We start from the raw sequence: 17,264 nt of genomic DNA, 5'->3' as shown, positions 1-17,264 counted from the left end.
TTCCCTACGATTGCACCATGGCACCCGACCCCGAGACGCTGTCGTGGGCATCGGCCGCCGTCCGGCGCTTCGCCGCGGCGACGAACCTGCTCGTCGCCGCTCGGCGGTTCCGCATCGTCGGCGGCGACCGGAGGGACGTCGCGGCACTGCACGCCCTGCTGACCGGCCTCGGCGCCCGTGCCGCCGACCCGCAGGAGACCGTCGACCAGCTCTGGTGCCTCGGCACGCCCGAGGACTCGACGCCCGCGATCGAGCAGGCCGCCGACCGCCCGCGCGGCACCACACTGATCGTCGTCGACGCCGGTCGCCACCTGCCCGCCGTCGACGAGGACGCCTTCGGCCCCGTCGCACCCGCCCGCCCCGGCGTGCTCGCCGTCCCGGTGCTCTCCGACGACGTCTTCCTGGTGTCGACCGGCCGCGACCCCGAGGACGACCCCGCCGCCGACGCCCGCCTGCGCTGGGCGCGACGGTCGATGCCGGTCGCCCGCTCGGTCGCCGCGGAGCTCCGCGACGGCGGACTCCTGCGCGGCACGCGCGTCGGCGTCGCGATGGTCCTCGAGCCGAAGACGGCCGTGCTGAGCCTGCTGCTCCGCGATGCCGGTGCCGAGGTCGTCGTCTACGCGCACGCCGACGAGACCGACGACGCCGTCGCCGACGCGCTGCGGTCCGCCGGGCTGACGGTCTTCGCGAGCAGCACGGCGACGCTCCCCGAGCAGGAGCAGCTGGCCCTCGCGATGCTCGACACCGCCCCGCACGTCCTGCTCGACGACGGTTCGCACGTCATCCGGCTCGCCCACCAGCGACGCCCGGAGCTGCTGCCGACGATGCTCGGTGCCGCCGAGGAGACCACGAGCGGCCTGCGGCCCCTGCGGATGCTCGCGGCGCGCGGCGAGCTCGGCATCCCGGTCATCGCGGTGAACGACGCGCGCACCAAGACGTCCTTCGACAACCGGTACGGCACCGGGCAGTCGACGGTGTTCGCGGTGCTCGACCTGGTCGACGGGCTCGCGTCCGGCGCGCACCGGGTCCGGCCGGGAGGCACGGCGGTCGTCGCCGGGTTCGGCCCCGTCGGCGAGGGGGTCGCCATGGTGCTCACCGCCCTCGGGTTCCGGGTGACGGTCGCCGAGACCGACCCGGTCCGCGCCCTGCAGGCGCGGTTCGCCGGTCACGCCGTGGCACCCCTCGTCGAGGCGGTGCCCGGCGCCGACCTCGTGGTCAGCGCCACCGGGGTGCCGGACACCATCGACCTCGACGTCCTCCGCGCCTGCGCCGACGGCGCCGTGGTCGCCGTGGCCGGCGGGGTCGACCAGGAGATCGCCGTCGACGACGCCCTCGCCGCCGGGGCGCGGCGCCGGCACGTGGGGCCGAAGGCCGAGCGGTTCGTGTTCCCCGGGGCCGACGGCGGGCCGATCGTGCTCGACGACGGCGGCTGCATCAACACCACCGCCGCCGAGGGCAACCCGGTCGAGATCATGGACCTGTCCTTCGCCGTGCAGCTCGGCGCCGTCCGCATGCTCCTCGAGCGGGGCGACGAGCTGGAACGCGCCGTCGTGCCGATCGACCCCGCGGTCGACGACGCGACCGCCCGCGCGGCGCTCGCCGCGTTCGGGAGCCGAGCCGTTCCTCCCGTCCGCCTTCCTGAGCAGCCGGCGGACCGCGAGCCGGACGTCCGGACGCACCGCTTCGGGGACCCGACGTGAACGCGGGACAGCGGCCGGTCACCGTGCACTCGGCGCGCGTCGTCGTCCCGATGACCGCGCCGCCGATCGCCGACGGCGCGGTCGCCGTGCAGGACGGCCGCATCCTGCACGTCGGCGACCGCTCGTGGGTCGTCGACCAGCTCGACGGGACACCGTTCACCGAGCGCCGGTGGCGCGGCGCGCTCCTGCCCGGACTCGTGAACGCCCACTCGCACCTGCAGTACACCGGCATGTCCGGGGTCGGGCAGCGGCAGTACGACGGGTTCGAGGACTGGGCCGCAGCGTTCAACGTCGACTACGCCGAACCGCACGACTGGCGGGCCGAGGCGGCGGACGGGGCGCGGGCATCGATCCTGGCCGGCGTGACGAGCATCGCGGACATCGTCACCGACATCGAGGCCTCGACCGCCCTGCAGGACGCCGGACTCGGCGGCATCGCGTACTGGGAGGTCATGGACTGGGAGAACGACGCCTGGCAGTCGCACGGTCGCGACCAGGTGCTCGATGAGCTCGACCGCATCCCGACGGCACCCGGCGCCGGCCTCTCGCCACACGCGCCGTACTCGCTCGACGTCGCGCCGCTCCTCGAACTCCCCGACATCGTCCGGCAGCGCGGACTGCGCCTGCACCTGCACCTCGGCGAGGCCGCCTTCGAGGGCGAGCGCACCGCCCTCGGTCCCGTCCCGGGGCTCGAGGGCGTGGACGGCGTCGGGCACGGCAGCGACTGGCACCTGGCGAACGCCCCGTCCTTCCGCGCCATGCGCGCGCTCGGGTTCGGGGCGAGCGCGACCGCCTTCGTCGACCGCCTCGGCGTGCTCGGTCCGGACTGCCACATCGCCCACGGCGTGTACGTGACCGCCGCCGACCGGGCGCTGCTGCGCGCCCGCGGCACCGCGGTGGCGCTCTGCCCCCGGTCGAACGCCGTCATCGGCCTCGACCCGCCGCCCGTCGCCGACTACCTGCGCGAGGGCAGCCCCGTCGCGATCGGCACCGACTCGCTGTCGTCGTCGCCGTCCCTCGACCTGATGGCCGACGTCACCGCCCTGCACCGGATCGCCCGCGCCCAGGGCTACGGCCACCGCGACCTGCACGAGCGGCTCCTGGCAGCGGCGACCCTCGGCGGCGCGCACGCCATGGGGCTGGCCGTCGGGCCGGACCGCATCGGCCACCTCGCCGTGGGCGCGCGCGCCGACCTGGCCGTCTTCGACGTCGACGCCCGGACCGTGCCCGATGCGCTCGCCGAACTCGTCGAGGACGGCGCGGGGCGCGCAGCCGCCACGGTGATCCGCGGCGAGGTCCGCGCCGTCGACCACGCACCCACCCCTGTCCCACCCGTCCGTCCCGTGGAGGAACGATGAACGAGACCGCACCCCGCCCCGGCACGGCCGCACGCCGAACCGTCACCGGAGAGCTGATCGAGTGGCTCGACGTGCCGAAGCGCGCGATCGCCCTCGGCATGGAACCGCACCCCGAGGGTGGCTGGTACGTCCGCACCTGGACCTCGCCGGCGACGGTCACCACCCCCGCGGGGGACCGTCCGGCCGCCACCCTGATCCACTTCCTGCTGCCCCCGGGCGAGGCCTCGGCCTGGCACCGGGTGACGAGCGACGAGATCTGGATGTGGCACGGGCCGGACACCGTCGAGCTGCAGCTCGGCGGCGACGGCGACGCTCCCGAGCCCGGCGCGACGATCACCCTCGGCCCGGACGCCGGCCGTGACCGGGTGAACGACGCCCAGGCGTTCGTGCGCGGCGGCGTGTGGCAGCGGACGCTCCCGGGCGACGGCGAGGTGCTGCTGAGCTGCCTCGTGTCGCCGGGCTTCTCGTTCGAGGACTTCACGATGGCGGACGACGCGGCCACCGCTGCCGAGTAGCGCCGCGACACCGTTTCGCCGTGGTATCCCACCGCGAAGTACACTTCGACCTGCCCCCACCCCCTCGCACGAAGGCCCGACCGTGACCCGTTCCCTCCGTCTCACCCTCGCCGTCGCCACCGCCGCGGTCGCCGCCCTCGCCCTGTCGGCGTGCTCGGGCAGCAGCAACAGTGGCTCGAACGCCGACGGCACCGTCACCGACGGCAAGCTCACGATCGCGACCGGTGAGCCGGCGTACTCGCCGTGGATCGACGACAACGACCCGGAGTCCGGCAAGGGCTTCGAGTCCGCCGTGGCCTACGCCGTCGCGAAGGAGCTGGGGTACAGCAAGTCCGACGTGGTGTGGAAGCGCAGCACCTTCGACAGTGCCATCGCCCCGGGGCCGAAGGACTGGGACCTCAACGTCCAGCAGTTCTCGATCGACGCCAAGCGCAAGAAGGCCGTCGACATGTCGAGCGCGTACTACACGACGACGCAGGCCGTGGTGACGACGAGCACCTCGAAGGCCGCCGACGCCACCACCGTCGACGCGCTCAAGCAGGACACGATCGGCGTGGCCACCGGTTCGACCTCGATCGCGAGCGTGAAGAGCGTCCTCGGGGTCACCCCGCAGGTCTTCAACTCGAACGACGACGCCGTGCTCGCGCTCAAGTCGGGCCAGATCGACGCGATCGTCACCGACCTGCCGACGGCGTTCTACATGGCGGCCGCGCAGCTCGACGACGGCACGGTCTCGGCGCAGTTCCCGTCGGACGGCAAGGGCGACCAGTTCGGCTTCGTCCTGCCGAAGGGCTCGGAACTGACGAGCAAGGTCGACGAGGCGCTCGAGTCGCTGAAGGACGACGGCACCCTCGACGACCTGCAGACCAAGTGGCTCTCCTCGGAGACCAACACCCCGGTCCTGAAGTAGCTCCGTGACCGTGCCAGCAGGCGCCGGGACCCCGGTCGCCGCTCCCGCGCCGAGCCAGGTCGAGCTCGAGCGCCGGCTGTACCGTCGGCAGCGCGGACGCCGCTCGATCGTGGTGTCGGTGGTGTCGACGCTGGTCGTCATCGCGATCGCCTGGTTCGGCGTCGTGAACACCCCCGGCTGGGCTGCGGTGCAGCAGTCGTTCTTCGACCCGCAGACCGCGGTCGACACGTTCCCCTCGATCCTGCGAGGCCTGTGGCTGAACGTCCGGATCCTGTTCTTCGCGGCGATCGGCGTCGCGGTGTTCGGCACCCTGCTCGCGGTGGTCCGGGGCCTGCGGAGCCCGGTGTTCTTCCCGCTGCGCATGCTCGCGACCGGCTACACGGACCTGTTCCGCGGCCTGCCGCTCATCATCGTGCTGTACCTGGTCGGGTACGGGATCCCGGGCCTCGGGGTGTTCCCGCGGCTGCCCGCCGAGGTGTGGGGCACCGTCGCGATCATCCTGACCTACTCGTCGTACATCGCCGAGGTGCTGCGCGCCGGCATGGAAGCCGTGCACCCCTCGCAGCGCCTGGCCGCCCGGTCGCTCGGGCTCTCGCACGTCAAGACGCTGCGGCTCGTGGTGCTGCCGCAGGCGATCCGCAAGGTCACGCCGGCGCTCATGAACGACTTCGTGTCGATGCAGAAGGACGTCGGCCTCGTGTCGATCCTCGGTGCCGTCGACGCGGTCCGGTCCGCGCAGATCGCGCAGGCCGAGACCTACAACTTCACGCCGTACTTCGTCGCGGGCCTGCTCTTCGTCGTGATCAGCCTGCCGCTGATCCGCGTCACGGACGCGATCGCGCGTCGGCAGCAGCGGCGCGAGCAGATCGGAGGGACCGTGTGAGCGAGCGATCCGAGGCGGGCGCGGGCCGCGCCTCCAGGACGGATGCCGGTCAGCAGGAGCGGGGCGGGTCGCCGACGTCGGTTCCCGTCCTGGAACTGCGCGGGGTGCGCAAGGCCTTCGGCGACCACGAGGTCCTGCGCGGGATCGACCTGACCGTGCACCGTCACGAGGTCATCTGCGTCATCGGGGCGTCAGGCTCGGGCAAGTCCACCCTGCTCAAGACGGTGAACCTGCTCGAGGGCATCGACGACGGCGAGATCCTGCTCCAGGGCACCGACGTGGCCGACCCGCGGATCGCCGTGGACGCCGTGCGAGCGCGGATCGGCGTGGTCTTCCAGCAGTTCAACCTGTTCCCGCACATGAGCGTCTTGGACAACGTGACGCTCGCGTCTCGCCAGGTGCACGGCGTCGGACGGGTCGAGGCCGAGGCGACCGCGCGTCGGCTGCTCGACCGCATCGGCCTCGCCGAGTTGGCCGGTGCGTACCCGGACCGGCTCTCCGGCGGGCAGCAGCAGCGCGTGGCCATCGTGCGGGCGATCGCCTCCGACCCGGAACTGCTCCTGCTCGACGAGGTCACGAGCGCGCTCGACCCGATGCTCGTCGGCGAGGTGCTCGACCTGGTCACCGATCTGCAGCGCCAGGGCTCGACGATCCTCATGACCACGCACGAGATGCACTTCGCGCGGAACGTGGCCGACCGGATCGTGTTCCTGCACCGGGGCGAGGTCGTCGAGCAGGGCACCCCGGCCGAGGTCCTCGACGCGCCGACCCACCCCGCGCTCGTCGAGTTCCTCGCCCGCGTGCACGCCTGACCGCGACCGCGGTGGTGCTGCCGCGGGGCGGTGGTGCTGCCGCGGGGCGGTGGTGGTGTGCGTCACCGGGCGGCCGAGGACCGGCCCACCCGGCCCGACTCCGGCCTAGAGCGTCAGCAGGACCTTGCCGACGACCTCGCCGTCGCGCACCCGGCGGTGCGCCTCGTCCGCCTCGGCGAGGGGCAACACCGAGTCGATCACCGGTCGGATGCGACCGGCGGCGACGAGCGGCCAGACGTTGTAGCGCACGGCCCGGACGATCGCGGCCTTCTCGTCGAGGGGACGGGCACGCAGGGTGGTGCCGCTGACCGTCGCACGCTTGCGCATGAGGGCGCCGAAGTCGAGCTCCGCCGTGGTGCCGCTGCCCGACGCGATCACCGCGATGTGCCCGTTCGGGGCGAGCGCCTGCAGGTTGCGGTCCAGGTAGGACGGGCCGACGACGTCGAGCACCACGTCGACCCCGCGTCCGTCGGTCTCCGCCAGGACCCGCTCGACGAAGTCCTCGGTGCGGTGGTCGATGACCACGTCGGCACCGAGGTCCTTCGACGCCTGCACCTTCCGGGTGCCGCCGCTCGTGGCGATCACCGTCGCGCCGAGGGCCTTCGCCCACAGCACCGCGTGCGATCCCATGCCGCCGGTGCCGCCGTGCACGAGGAGCGTCTGACCGGGGCGGAGCCCGGCGAGCATGCCGATGTTCGAGTAGACCGTGCAGGCGGCCTCCGGCAGGCCGGCCGCCTCGACCAGGTCGACGCCGTCGGGGACCGGGAGCACCTGGGCGGCCGGGGCGACCACGAGCGAGGCGTACCCGCCACCCGAGAGCAGGGCGCAGACCCGGTCGCCGACGGCCACCGTCGTCACGCCCGCACCGAGCGCCCGCACGGTGCCGGAGACCTCGAGCCCGAGGATCTCGGATGCACCGGGAGGCGGCGGGTAGTTCCCGGCACGCTGCTGCAGGTCGGCGTTGTTCACACCGGCCGCGGCGACCTCGATGAGGACCTCGCCGGCACCAGGCACCGGGTCGGGCAGGTCGGTCACGGAAAGACCGGCGTCGTCGGACGTGATGGCTCGCATGCCCTCGACGGTACGCGCGGTGCCGAGCGCTCCGACCGGTCGGAACCCGACAAGCAGCCGGACGAACCTGTGGATGTTCCATGTACGCTCGGCGACGCATCCGCACCTCAACCGGGGGCGTGCGGACCGATCGAGGGGGACACTCCACCATGCCCAAGAAGTTCATCGCACTCGCCACCGCCGGCCTCGCGCTCACGCTGCTCGCGGGCTGTGCCTCCGGCCCGTCGAAGGCCGAGCAGTGCGACACGTTCGAGAAGACCGTGAAGAGCGCGGCCCAGGGCGTGCAGCAGGAGGCCACCAAGCTGCAGTCCGACCCCGACGCCGCCGTGAAGAAGCTCAAGGAGCTCGACGACACGATCTCCGACGGCGTCGACGACCTGTCCGACGACGACCTCCAGCAGAAGGGCGAGGCGTTCGAGGACGCGTACGGCGACCTCGTCGACCAGATCGAGGACGTCGCCGACGACCCGAAGTCGGCCGACGTGCAGGCGCTCACGAAGTCGAGCACCAAGGTGCAGGAGACCGGCAACGCCTTCGAGAAGGCGTGCAACTCCTGATGCGCCGCCCGGTCATGGCGCTCGCCGCCGCGGGTCTCGGCCTCGCCCTGCTGACGGGCTGCTCGTCCGGCGGCGGGTCCTCGGACGCCTCCGGCGGCCCGAGCAGCGCTGCGTCGAAGCCCGCCTCGAGCGCGCCGAGCACCGCCGCGGCCGCTCCGGCGCAGTCGCGTGAGCAGGCGTGCTCGGTCGTCGAGGACGAGTTCAAGTCGTTCATCGCCGCCCAGTCGTCGTCGACCGCGCCCGCCGACGCCGCCGGACGCGCCGAGCTCGTGCAGGGGATCGCCGACCGGATGGACGAGATCCTGCCGAAGGTCGGCAACGACGACGTGCGCTCGGCCTTCGAGGACTTCTCCGACTCCGCGCGGGACTACGCCGATGCACTCGAGGACAGCGGCTCCGCCACCTCGACCGAGGCGACCGAGGCGCAGACCGACGTGCAGTCGACGCTCGCCCAGGTGTCGAAGGTCTGCCCGAACGGCTGACCCGGACACGACGACGCCCCGCTGCCCGGACCGGACAGCGGGGCGTCGTGCGTCGCGGCGTCCGCGGCGGCGTCGCTGGTCAGTTCGTGGCGGTGCCGGCGGCGTCGAGGCGAGCGACGTCCTCCGGACGGAGCTTCACCGTCGGCGCCGTGACCGAGTCGAGGATCGACTGCGGGCGGGACGCCCCGGGGATCGGCACGACCACGTCGCTCTTCTGCAGCTCCCAGGCGAGCGCGATCACCTGCGGGGTGACCCCGCGGTCGCGGGCGATGTACGCGAAGTCCTCGAACGCGGTGCCGAGGTCGGCCGCGCCGGTGATCCCGCCGAGCGGGCTCCACGGCAGGAACGCGATGCCGAGCTCGTCGCAGAGCTCGAGTTCCGGCTCGCTCGACCGGAATCCCGGCGAGAACTGGTTCTGCACCGACGCCAGCCGTCCGCCGAGCACGTCGTTCGCGGTGCGGATCTGGTCGGGGTCGGCGTTCGAGATGCCCGCCATCCGGATGACGCCCTCGTCGAGCAGCTCGGCGAGTGCGCCGACCGACTCGGCGTAGGGGACCGCCGGGTCCGGGCGGTGGAACTGGTACAGCCCGATCGCCTCGACGCCGAGGCGCTTCGCCGACGCCTTGGCGGCCTCCTTGAGGTACTCCGGGTGCCCGTTCTGCGCCCAGGCACCGGCCTCGGGTCGGAGGTGGCCGCCCTTCGTCGCGATGAGGACCTCGTCGGTCTGCCCGTGGAACTCACGGACCGCACGCGCGATGAGCTCCTCGTTGTGCCCGACCTCGTCGTGGGCCGCCAGGTGGTAGGCGTCCGCGGTGTCGATGAGGGTGACCCCGGCCTCGAGCGCGGCGTGGATGGTGGCGATCGACCGGCTCTCGTCGGGTCGGCCTTCGATGGACATGGGCATGCCGCCCAGACCGATGGCGCTGACGGACACGTCTCCGATGACTCGTTGCTTCATGCGCCCAGCATGCGCCGCGCGGTGTCTGCGGCGCCCAGCTGTCGCCCCACGCGGCGGGCTGCGGTGGTGCGATCCGCCGCTGTTACCGTGTCCTGCAGGGGTACGTGGTGGGCGAGGGGGAATCGCATGTTCGACGACGACGGTCACGCGCCACCGGACGGCGGCCGGTCGAGCGGGCCCTGGATCGCGGGCAGCATCGTCGCGCTGCTGACCGGCTGGTTCCTCGCCTTCGTGACGGTGCTGTCCACGGCGATGCCGTACGACCAGTGGCCGGACGACGGCAGGCTGGTGTTGCTCGTGATCGCGTTCGTGATCGGCGCCGGTGTCCCGTTCGTGGGCATCCTCGTGTTGCGTCGGGACCGGCCGGGGGAGCCGGAGGACGGCTCCCCCGGCCTCGTGGCCTGCGTGCTCGCCTTCGGCCTCGGCGCGTTGACACTCGGTCCGTTGCTACTGGTGCAGGGCGCGGCGATCGCGGGAGCAGCGGTGGAGCGGGCGCAGCCGCCGACCGACGTGGAGTCGAGCCGGACGGTGTCGCAGGCGCAGGACGAACTCCGCGTCCTGGGGGACCGCGTGGTCGCGTCGATGGGACGGGACAGCACCGCACCGCCCGCCGAGGTCGAGACGGACTCCTGCGGCCTCGACAACCACAGTCCGGGCACCATGGTGCGGTACTGGTGGCGGCTGTCCGACGCCGGCACTCCGGTGCCGTCCGCGAGTTCGACGCCCGCCATCGACGACGCCGGCGAGCCCGCGTTGCGACTGCTCCGAGCCGAGGGGTACCACCTCGAGCAGCGCTTCAGCACGGGCGGTGGGCGGCTGTACGACGAGGACAGTTGGGTCGGCGCCGCGACGATCGACGGTGGGGGCACGTCCGTGCTGTTGGAGTCGCAGTGTCTCGTCGACCCCGACGCCTCATCCGCGGACTGAGGTCGCGCCGTTCGGTACGGATCGCGGACGGCGCGGTGCACCTGACCACCGACGGCTCCTTCCGCGCTCAGGCCGCGGCTGCGCCGATTGCTCGACGAGACAGCCAGCGGCAGGCGGGCTCGGGAGACGACGGGGCGAACGGGCATGGTCGGGAGGTCGTGACGACGCCGCATGCTCGTCCGCCGACCAGATGGCGAAGCCTCGTGGGCGTTCGCAGCGTGCCCGGCCTGCGCACGTGCACGCGCGAGCGCGCCGTGACCGGCGAGCGGTGCCGTCGACGGGTCGGGCGTCCGTCGACGCCGATGTGCGGACGCGGTGGCACCGAGCCCGGTTCACCGGTCCGGCAGCTCGACGATCCTGGTGGCCCGCTCGGCGAACGCGTCGTCCGAGGACGTGACCACCGCGGTGAGTCCGTCGCGCTCGACGAGCCGGGCGATGAGGTCGACGATGCCTGCCGAGGTCACGCTGTCGAGCTGTGCGGTCGGTTCGTCGGCGAGCAGCAGGCCCGGTCGGCCCACGACGGCGCGCGCGACCCCGACACGCTGTTGCTGCCCGCCGGAGAGCTGGTCGGGGCGCTGCGCGGCGTGGTCGGCCAGCCCGACGTCGGCGAGGACGGCGCGGACCCGGTCGTCGCGCTCGGCCGGGTCCGTGCGCGCGATGCGGAGCGGCACCTCGATGTTCTCGGCGGCGGTGAGTTCGGGCAGCAGCCGGAAGTCCTGGAACACGAAGGCGACGCGGTCCCGTCGCAGGGCGAGCAGCTCGGCCTCGGAGCTCCGCGCGAGGTGGACACCGTCGACCAGGACCGACCCGCGACTCGGTCGGACCAGGCCGCCGAGCACCTGGAGCAGCGTCGACTTGCCCGAGCCGGACGTGCCGTGCACGACGACGAGTTCGCCGCGGTCGGCGACGAGGTCGACGCCGTCGAGCGCGCGGACCGGGCCGGCGGGGCTGCGGTGGTCGTGGCCGACGCCGGAGGCGACCAGGAACGGTGTGGTGCTCACGCGTCGGCCCCCGGTCGGATCGCGACGTGGTCGTCGTGCAGGCTGAGGCGGACACGATCGTGCAGGCCGAGTGCGCGCTGGAACGACTCCGGCAGCTGGAGGCGTCCGGCGGCGTCCACGACGGCGTACTCCGCACCGGGACCGGCGCCGAGGTCGTCGCGGATGGTCTCCGTCGAAGTCCGGCCGTCCCGGATGCGGACGGTGCGCCGGATCTGCGACGCCACCTGCTCGTCGTGGGTGACCACGAGCATCGTCACCCCGGCCGCTTCGTTCACGGCCCGCATCGTGGCGAGGACGGCGCGGGCGCTCGCGCGGTCGAGGGCCCCGGTCGGTTCGTCGGCGAGCAGCACCCGCGGGCTGTTCGCCAGGGCGACGCCGATCGCGGCGAGCTGCTGCAGGCCGCCGGTCAGGTCCTCGGGCAGGGCCTGTGCGTGGTCGGTCATGCCGACCAACGCGAGCACCTCGTCGGTGCGATTCGAGCGCGCGCGGCCCCGGACACCGGCGACGGCGAGCACCGCGGCGATGTTCTGCGCCACCGTCAGGTAGGGGATGAGGTTGCGGGCGGTCTGCTGCCAGACGAACCCGACGGCGTGCCGGTGGAAGGCCGTCCGGCCCTTCGTCGAGAGGCCGGTCAGGTCGGTCCCCGCCACCACGGCGGTGCCGGCGGAGGGCTCGTCGAGCGCCGAGAGGATGCCGAGCAGCGTCGACTTGCCGCTGCCGGACTCGCCGACGACCGCGACCATCTCGCCGCGTCGCACGGTCAGGGTGAGTCCTTGCAACGCCTGCACCTCGACGTCCTGCGAGCGGTAGATCCGCACGAGGTCACGGCAGACGATGTCGTCGGTCTCGCTCATGGACGGTCCCTCTTCCCTGGTCGGTTCGCTGTCGGTCGTGCGCGGTGGCGGCCGCGCGTCGGGTCGTCCCGGTCTGCGGCCCGTCGTCGCGGCGCGGGGCCGGACGCCCCCGGTGGGCGACCGTGCCGCGCGGAGCGAACGGGTCGCCGCCCGCCACCGCGGACGGTCCCGGCGGCGACCTCGACCCCGAGGACCGCGAACAGCGCCCCGATGACGACGGCGACGGTCCCGGCGAGCAGCAGCGGGTCGACGGCGACCGGCGGTCGCACGGGGCTCCCGGTGAAGGACCGGAGGTCCGCCGCGGGCAGCGTCACCGCCACGACCAGGGCTGCGGCGACCAGCGCGGTGGCGAACGCGGCGACGAGCGTCGGCGCGGCCTCGGTGGCGACCACCCGCCGGTCCTCGCGGCTCCCGAGCCCGAGGACCCGGAGCAGCCGACCGCGCTCGCGCCGTCCGGGACCGGCCAGGACGCCGGCGAGCGCGAGCGCCCCGGCCCCGACGAGGGCGCCGAGCCCGGCGGCGACGAGTGCGATCGCCCGGACGCCCGGCACACGGGGATCGGTGGTGAGCTGCCGGGCGACGCTCGCCGTCGTCCGCACGGCGACCCCGTCGTCGACCCCGGCGCGCTCGAGTGCCGCCGCGACCCGGTCGGCCTCGGCACCGGGCCGGAGCCGGGCGAGGACACGGTCCACGCTGCCGGTCGAGGTGATCGCGTCGGCGTACCGGTCGTCGACGAAGGCCCACCGCTTGGTCAGGGTGAACGCGGACGTGTCCGGCACCGTCCCGACGACCCGCACGGTCGTCCCCCCGACCTCGGAGACCCGGGGGAGTTCGGCGGCCAGCGTCTCCGACACCAGGATCGGCACGCCGCGGGCGTCCGACCCGCGCAGCGCCCGCGGCACGGGGACGGCGCCGGGCACCCCGCGCTGCACCGTCGCCAGGCGCGCGGAGTCCGCGACGACGAGGGACGCCGTGACGCGGCCGGTCGGCGTCGTCAGGTCGATCGAGCCCGAGGTCGAGAGTCCCACGGCCGGCCCGACGCCGGGGACGCTGGACAACGCGGTCACGCGCTCGGCGTCCAGCGCCGTCGACTCGACGGAGACGTCCGCGCCGACGGAGCGCCGCGCGGCCTGGTCGAGCCCGTCCTCCAGCGTGCTGCCGACGACGCTGCCGAACAGGGCGACCGCGAACCCGGCGACCGCGACGGCGAGCGCGACCGTCCTCGTGCCGTGGGTCCGCGCGGCGGTGACGGCGCCGAGGAAACCGGGCAGCGTGGCCCGCGCGCGCCGGCGCCGGACGACCGCACCGAGGACCGTCGGCAGGACCCGGACCGCGACGACGGTGACGGTGGCGGCCAGCAGCACGGGCAGGACCGCCGCGAGCGGGTCGACGCCGCCACCCGGGGTGGCCGTGGCGATCCCGGACCGGAGCGTGACGACGAGGGCGACGACGGTGAGCACGACGACCGTGCCCTCGAGGAGTCCGCGCAGGCGCAGGGTCCCGACGCGTCGGTCCCGGCCGGGCACGACCAGCGCGGCGAGCGCGCAGGGCAGCAGGGCGCAGACGGCTGCGGTCGCTGCCGCGGTGGTCGCGGCGGCCGCCGTGTCCTGGGGGAGCACGTGGGTCAGGGTCGCGACCGACCAGGCCGTCGCCGCCCCGAGCACCGCGGCGGGCACGGCGGCCGCTCCGACGAGCCCGGCGGCCAGCGTCGAGCGGAGGCGTCGGTCCGCGCCGCGCGCCGCGAGCAGTCGCCACCGCTCGCGGTCGCGGTCGACGTTGATCCGGGCGAGCAGGACCAGCACCCCGACCACGGCGACGAGCGGACCGGACCCGAGTGCCGCGGCCAGCGTCCCGACGCTCGCGTCCCGCGCGGCGGAGGCGTCGAGGAGGTCGGGCAGTCCGGTGGTGATCCGCGCCGCGGTGGTCACGGTCGACGGCAGGGGGGTGGTGCCGGCGAGGACCTGCCGCACCTGGGTGGCGATCTCCCTGCGGTCGCCGGCGGAGACCGCGTCCGTCCGCAGCGGGAACCAGCCGCGACCGGTCGTCACGCGCGTCCGGGCGACGGCGGCGAACGAGTCGGTGGCGATGTAGGCGACACCGGACGCGGCCGTGCCCCCCGGACCGAACGGCACGGCAGCGGGGCGCAGGGTGGCCGGTGTCTGCTCCCAGGCGTCGGCCCCGGGGTCGTCCGCCGCGTAGAGGCCGACGAGCACGAGCTCGACGGCGACGCCGGTGTCCGTGACGGTGCGGGACGTGCCCACCCGCCACCCGATCGCCTCGGCGACCGCCGGTGACACGACGACCTCGATGCGGCGTTCGCTGTCGGCGGCGCGCGGTGCCCGTCCGGAGGTGACGTGGGTCCGACCCGCGAACCCGGGGTCGGCGGTCAGCGACACGAACGCCGGTGGCGCGGACGGCTCCGCGTCGAGCTGCAGCGGGTCGGTCTGGGCGTAGTACTCGCCGGGCCCGGTCACGGACCGCAGCAGGGCGGGCATGACGGCGCGGGCGTCGGCGAGGGAGTCGCCGACACCGGTGAGCGCACCCTGGGGGTCGGGGCCGTACGGTTCGGTCGCCGTGTAGCGGACCTGCAGGTCCCGCTCGGCAGCCGTGGCCCGTCCGAGGTCGTGCTGGGTGCCCGCCGTCCCGAGCGCCGCGAGCACGGGCACGACGAGCACGCCGAGCAGGGTCGCCGCGAACGTCACCGCGGCGACGGCGGCGAGCGGTCCCCGGTGTGCCCGGCCCACCCGACCGACGGCGGCTCGTCGGCTCGCCGGTCGTACCCGCGCCGTCCGCCGGGGCCGGACGCCGTCCCCGCTCACGGGCGTCCCTCCGCCCGGCGTCCGCGCACGAGCACCGAGGCGGCGACCACGAGGACCGCGAGCACGAGCAGCGCCGGGGTCGTCCACGTCGTCGCCGACGCGACCACGGGCGCGGTGTCGACCAGACCGTCGGCGGTCGGGACCGCCGCGAGCGCGAAGGGCGTGACGGTGAGGGCGACGGCGACGAGCCCGGTGAGCGTGCCCCCGACCACCCCGAGTCCGGTGGTCAGGGCGAGCGCGGTGGCCCGGGCGAGGGCGGAGGCGCTCGCCGCCACGCCGGCGGCGCGGAGCGCGGACCGGGACCGGTCGGGCCCGGCGACGGCCATCGAGGTGACGAGCACGAGGAGGAGCCCGCCGAGCAGGGCCACCGCCGCGAGCCCGAGGACGGCGGTGCCGACGACGGGGGCGGCGCGCACGGCGGACGGCGTCGTCACCGTGGAGTCGCCGGGCAGCTGTCCGCGCAGGTCCCGCGCGACCGCCGCCGGGTCCGAGGTCTCGATCCACCGCTCGTCGGCCCGGGGGACGGGCGACCCGGCGTCGACCGCGCCGCCGTCGATCGAGTTCGCGACCACGGCGCCGAGGTCGAGCGCGAGTGCGGACCGGCTCGCGGCGCCGGGCACCGACGGCACCACGGCGACGACGGTGGTGCGGAGTGTGCTGCTCGTCGCGGCGGGGGTGACGTCGAGGTCGGCACCGGTCCGGACGTCCAGTTCGTCGGCGAGGGTCCGGGTGAGGACGACGGGCAGGCGCTCCTGGTCCGGAGCCTGCCCGAGCACGACCCGGTTCGGCGGTGCGAGGTCCTGCACGGTGACCCGGCCGGACTCGCCGTCGCCGCCGCCGACCGCGGCGGTGACCTCGACCTCGAGGCGTGGGGCCGGCTCGGTGTCGGTCCCCGTGACGATCTCGGTGTCGGCCGGTCGCGAGGAGAACGACAGCGTGGGTTCGACCGCGAGCAGGCGCCAGGCCGACCCGCCCGCCGGCAGCCGCCCGCGCAGCTCCCCGGACGAACCGACGGGGACGGCGTCGTCGCCCGACGGCGCGGACAGCGGGACGAGCGCCGGCGTGCCCTCGCCGTCGACCACCCATGCGTCGAACCGCACCGAGCCGATGGCATCGGGCCGGGTGGTGCCGGCGAACGTCGCCGGCGCCGTCCGCACACGGACCGAGACGGAGTCGCCCGCCACGGGGACACCGGACGCCGTGGTCGACCGTGCCCGCTCGAGCGCCGCACCGGCCGTCCCCGGCAGGACGGCGGCGGCGCGCGCACCGGGGACGGCGACGACCTGCGCGTCACCCGCACCGAGGTCCGCCGTGTCGGTCCACACCGGCGTCACCGCGGTGGGGCGGACCCCGGGCACCCGGAGGTCCGGCAGCACGCTCCGTGCACCGACCTGCGCGTCCCCGTCGACGCGCACCCGGACGTCCGTGCCGACGACCGCCCGCACGGTGGCGCCGTCCACGGCCGCCACCGTCGCGGCGAAGCCGGCGACGAACACGCCCGTGCCGGCGACGACCGCGGCGGTGAGCACGACCGGCGCCGTCGCGCTCCACGAGCGCGCGGTCCGGCGGGCCGTGAACGCCGGCAGGAGTCCCCGGGTCGTGCGGACGGCGCGGGCGACCGCACGGGCGGCGACCGCACCGACGAGCACGACCACGGCCGCACCGGCGAGCACCCAGACGACGGGGGCCACCACGGCGACGGGGTCGACCGCGACCGCGGTCCCGTCGACGGTGATCGGCGGGCCGCCCGCCAGCAGGCGCCACGTCGAGAAGGCGGCCGCGGCCACCAGGACGGCGGCCGTGACGACCTGACCGGCGACCCCGGGCCGGTTGTCCCGCGCGCGTGTGGCGAGCACGGCGGACACGAGCGCGTTCCCGAGGACCGCCACGGCGACGACGGCGACCGCGGTGAGCACGACGACGTCGGGCTGCGCGGAACGGGCCGTACCGACGGCGGTACCCCGCACCCGCTCGACCAGGACGACGGCGAGCACGGTGCCGACGGCGACCCCGGCGACGGACCCGACGGCGCCGACGAGCGCGCCCTCGGCCGCACCCCACCGGCCGAGCTGGCCACGGGTGGCGCCGCGGGCGGTCCACAGCAGGTCCTCCACCCCGCGGTGCTCGCCCACCCGGCGCGCGACGACGACCAGGGCCACCGCGGCGAGCACCACGACGACCGCCACGGCCAGGCCGTCGAGGGCGGTCGCGACGGTCACCGCGGCACGGGCGGCGACGGGGTCCGTCACCGCGGCCGCGCGCGCCGCCGCTGCGGCGGGCCCGAGCACGACGAGCAGCACGACCGACGCGGACGCGGCCGCGGTGACCGCGGCGCCCAGGGCGAGCAGGCCGGCGCGCTCCCGAGCTCGGCCCGACCAGGGGTGCCGTGTGGCGGTACGAGGTCCCACGGGGTCGAA

General features: G+C 74.9%; 15 protein-coding genes. 9 read left to right on the top strand and 6 right to left on the bottom strand.

Annotation, left to right across the window (positions count from 1 at the left end):
* Positions 1 to 17: 17 nt before the first annotated feature.
* From DEI99_RS14705 to DEI99_RS14680, 6 genes are all read left to right on the top strand, one after another.
* Positions 18 to 1,700, top strand: a complete 1,683-nt coding sequence (locus DEI99_RS14705; protein ID WP_284180880.1) for an adenosylhomocysteinase — start codon at positions 18 to 20, stop codon at positions 1,698 to 1,700.
* Positions 1,697 to 3,058 carry an amidohydrolase family protein gene (locus DEI99_RS14700; protein WP_284180879.1) on the top strand — a complete coding sequence of 454 codons (1,362 nt, stop codon included), beginning with the start codon at positions 1,697 to 1,699 and terminating at the stop codon, positions 3,056 to 3,058. The genes DEI99_RS14705 and DEI99_RS14700 overlap by 4 nt, the downstream gene beginning before the upstream one ends.
* Complete coding sequence (locus DEI99_RS14695; protein ID WP_284180878.1) at positions 3,055 to 3,573, top strand: cupin domain-containing protein; 519 nt, start codon at positions 3,055 to 3,057, stop codon at positions 3,571 to 3,573. Before DEI99_RS14700 ends, DEI99_RS14695 begins: the two co-directional genes overlap by 4 nt.
* Positions 3,574 to 3,655: 82 nt before the next feature.
* Positions 3,656 to 4,483 (top strand): ABC transporter substrate-binding protein, encoded by an 828-nt coding sequence (locus DEI99_RS14690; RefSeq protein ID WP_284180877.1) that lies wholly within the window; start codon positions 3,656 to 3,658, stop codon positions 4,481 to 4,483.
* Positions 4,484 to 4,487: 4 nt separating this feature from the next.
* The gene (locus DEI99_RS14685) at positions 4,488 to 5,366 is read left to right on the top strand and encodes an amino acid ABC transporter permease (RefSeq protein WP_284180876.1); all 879 of its coding nucleotides are present in this window, start codon (positions 4,488 to 4,490) and stop codon (positions 5,364 to 5,366) included.
* Between the two features lie 89 nt (positions 5,367 to 5,455).
* A complete protein-coding gene (locus tag DEI99_RS14680; protein WP_284181003.1) occupies positions 5,456 to 6,178 on the top strand; it encodes an amino acid ABC transporter ATP-binding protein in 723 nt (240 codons plus the stop codon).
* 105 nt (positions 6,179 to 6,283) lie between these two features.
* On the opposite strand, the gene DEI99_RS14675 is transcribed toward DEI99_RS14680, so the two are convergent.
* Positions 6,284 to 7,249, bottom strand: a complete 966-nt coding sequence (locus DEI99_RS14675) for an NAD(P)H-quinone oxidoreductase (protein ID WP_284180875.1) — start codon at positions 7,247 to 7,249, stop codon at positions 6,284 to 6,286.
* A 149-nt stretch (positions 7,250 to 7,398) separates the two neighbouring features.
* Here DEI99_RS14675 and DEI99_RS14670 point away from each other — a divergent pair, with 149 nt between their 5' ends.
* Together DEI99_RS14670 and DEI99_RS14665 are read left to right on the top strand one after the other, a co-directional pair.
* A complete protein-coding gene (locus DEI99_RS14670; protein WP_284180874.1) occupies positions 7,399 to 7,806 on the top strand; it encodes a hypothetical protein in 408 nt (135 codons plus the stop codon).
* The gene (locus DEI99_RS14665; protein ID WP_284180873.1) at positions 7,806 to 8,288 is read left to right on the top strand and encodes a hypothetical protein; all 483 of its coding nucleotides are present in this window, start codon (positions 7,806 to 7,808) and stop codon (positions 8,286 to 8,288) included. Before DEI99_RS14670 ends, DEI99_RS14665 begins: the two co-directional genes overlap by 1 nt.
* A gap of 79 nt (positions 8,289 to 8,367) precedes the next feature.
* Here the strand turns inward: DEI99_RS14665 and DEI99_RS14660 are convergent, their stop codons facing one another.
* Complete coding sequence (locus tag DEI99_RS14660; protein ID WP_284180872.1) at positions 8,368 to 9,246, bottom strand: aldo/keto reductase; 879 nt, start codon at positions 9,244 to 9,246, stop codon at positions 8,368 to 8,370.
* 126 nt (positions 9,247 to 9,372) lie between these two features.
* Here DEI99_RS14660 and DEI99_RS14655 point away from each other — a divergent pair, with 126 nt between their 5' ends.
* A complete protein-coding gene (locus tag DEI99_RS14655) occupies positions 9,373 to 10,173 on the top strand; it encodes a hypothetical protein (protein ID WP_284180871.1) in 801 nt (266 codons plus the stop codon).
* A 332-nt stretch (positions 10,174 to 10,505) separates the two neighbouring features.
* Here the strand turns inward: DEI99_RS14655 and DEI99_RS14650 are convergent, their stop codons facing one another.
* From DEI99_RS14650 to DEI99_RS14635, 4 genes are read right to left on the bottom strand one after another with little or no spacing between them, the layout of a single operon-like run.
* Positions 10,506 to 11,174, bottom strand: a complete 669-nt coding sequence (locus DEI99_RS14650; protein WP_284180870.1) for an ABC transporter ATP-binding protein — start codon at positions 11,172 to 11,174, stop codon at positions 10,506 to 10,508.
* Positions 11,171 to 12,028 (bottom strand): ABC transporter ATP-binding protein, encoded by an 858-nt coding sequence (locus tag DEI99_RS14645; protein WP_284180869.1) that lies wholly within the window; start codon positions 12,026 to 12,028, stop codon positions 11,171 to 11,173. The genes DEI99_RS14650 and DEI99_RS14645 overlap by 4 nt, the downstream gene beginning before the upstream one ends.
* On the bottom strand, positions 12,025 to 14,847 hold the full coding sequence (locus DEI99_RS14640; protein WP_284180868.1) for a hypothetical protein: 2,823 nt from the start codon (positions 14,845 to 14,847) through the stop codon (positions 12,025 to 12,027). Before DEI99_RS14640 ends, DEI99_RS14645 begins: the two co-directional genes overlap by 4 nt.
* Positions 14,844 to 17,255, bottom strand: a complete 2,412-nt coding sequence (locus DEI99_RS14635) for a hypothetical protein (RefSeq protein WP_284180867.1) — start codon at positions 17,253 to 17,255, stop codon at positions 14,844 to 14,846. The genes DEI99_RS14640 and DEI99_RS14635 overlap by 4 nt, the downstream gene beginning before the upstream one ends.
* Positions 17,256 to 17,264 lie beyond the last annotated feature (9 nt).

This window comes from Curtobacterium sp. MCLR17_036 (genome assembly GCF_003234445.2).
In the GTDB taxonomy this organism is placed as follows: domain Bacteria; phylum Actinomycetota; class Actinomycetes; order Actinomycetales; family Microbacteriaceae; genus Curtobacterium.
Note: the sequence above shows the minus strand (reverse complement) of the source record. Positions and strands in the feature narration are given on the sequence as shown.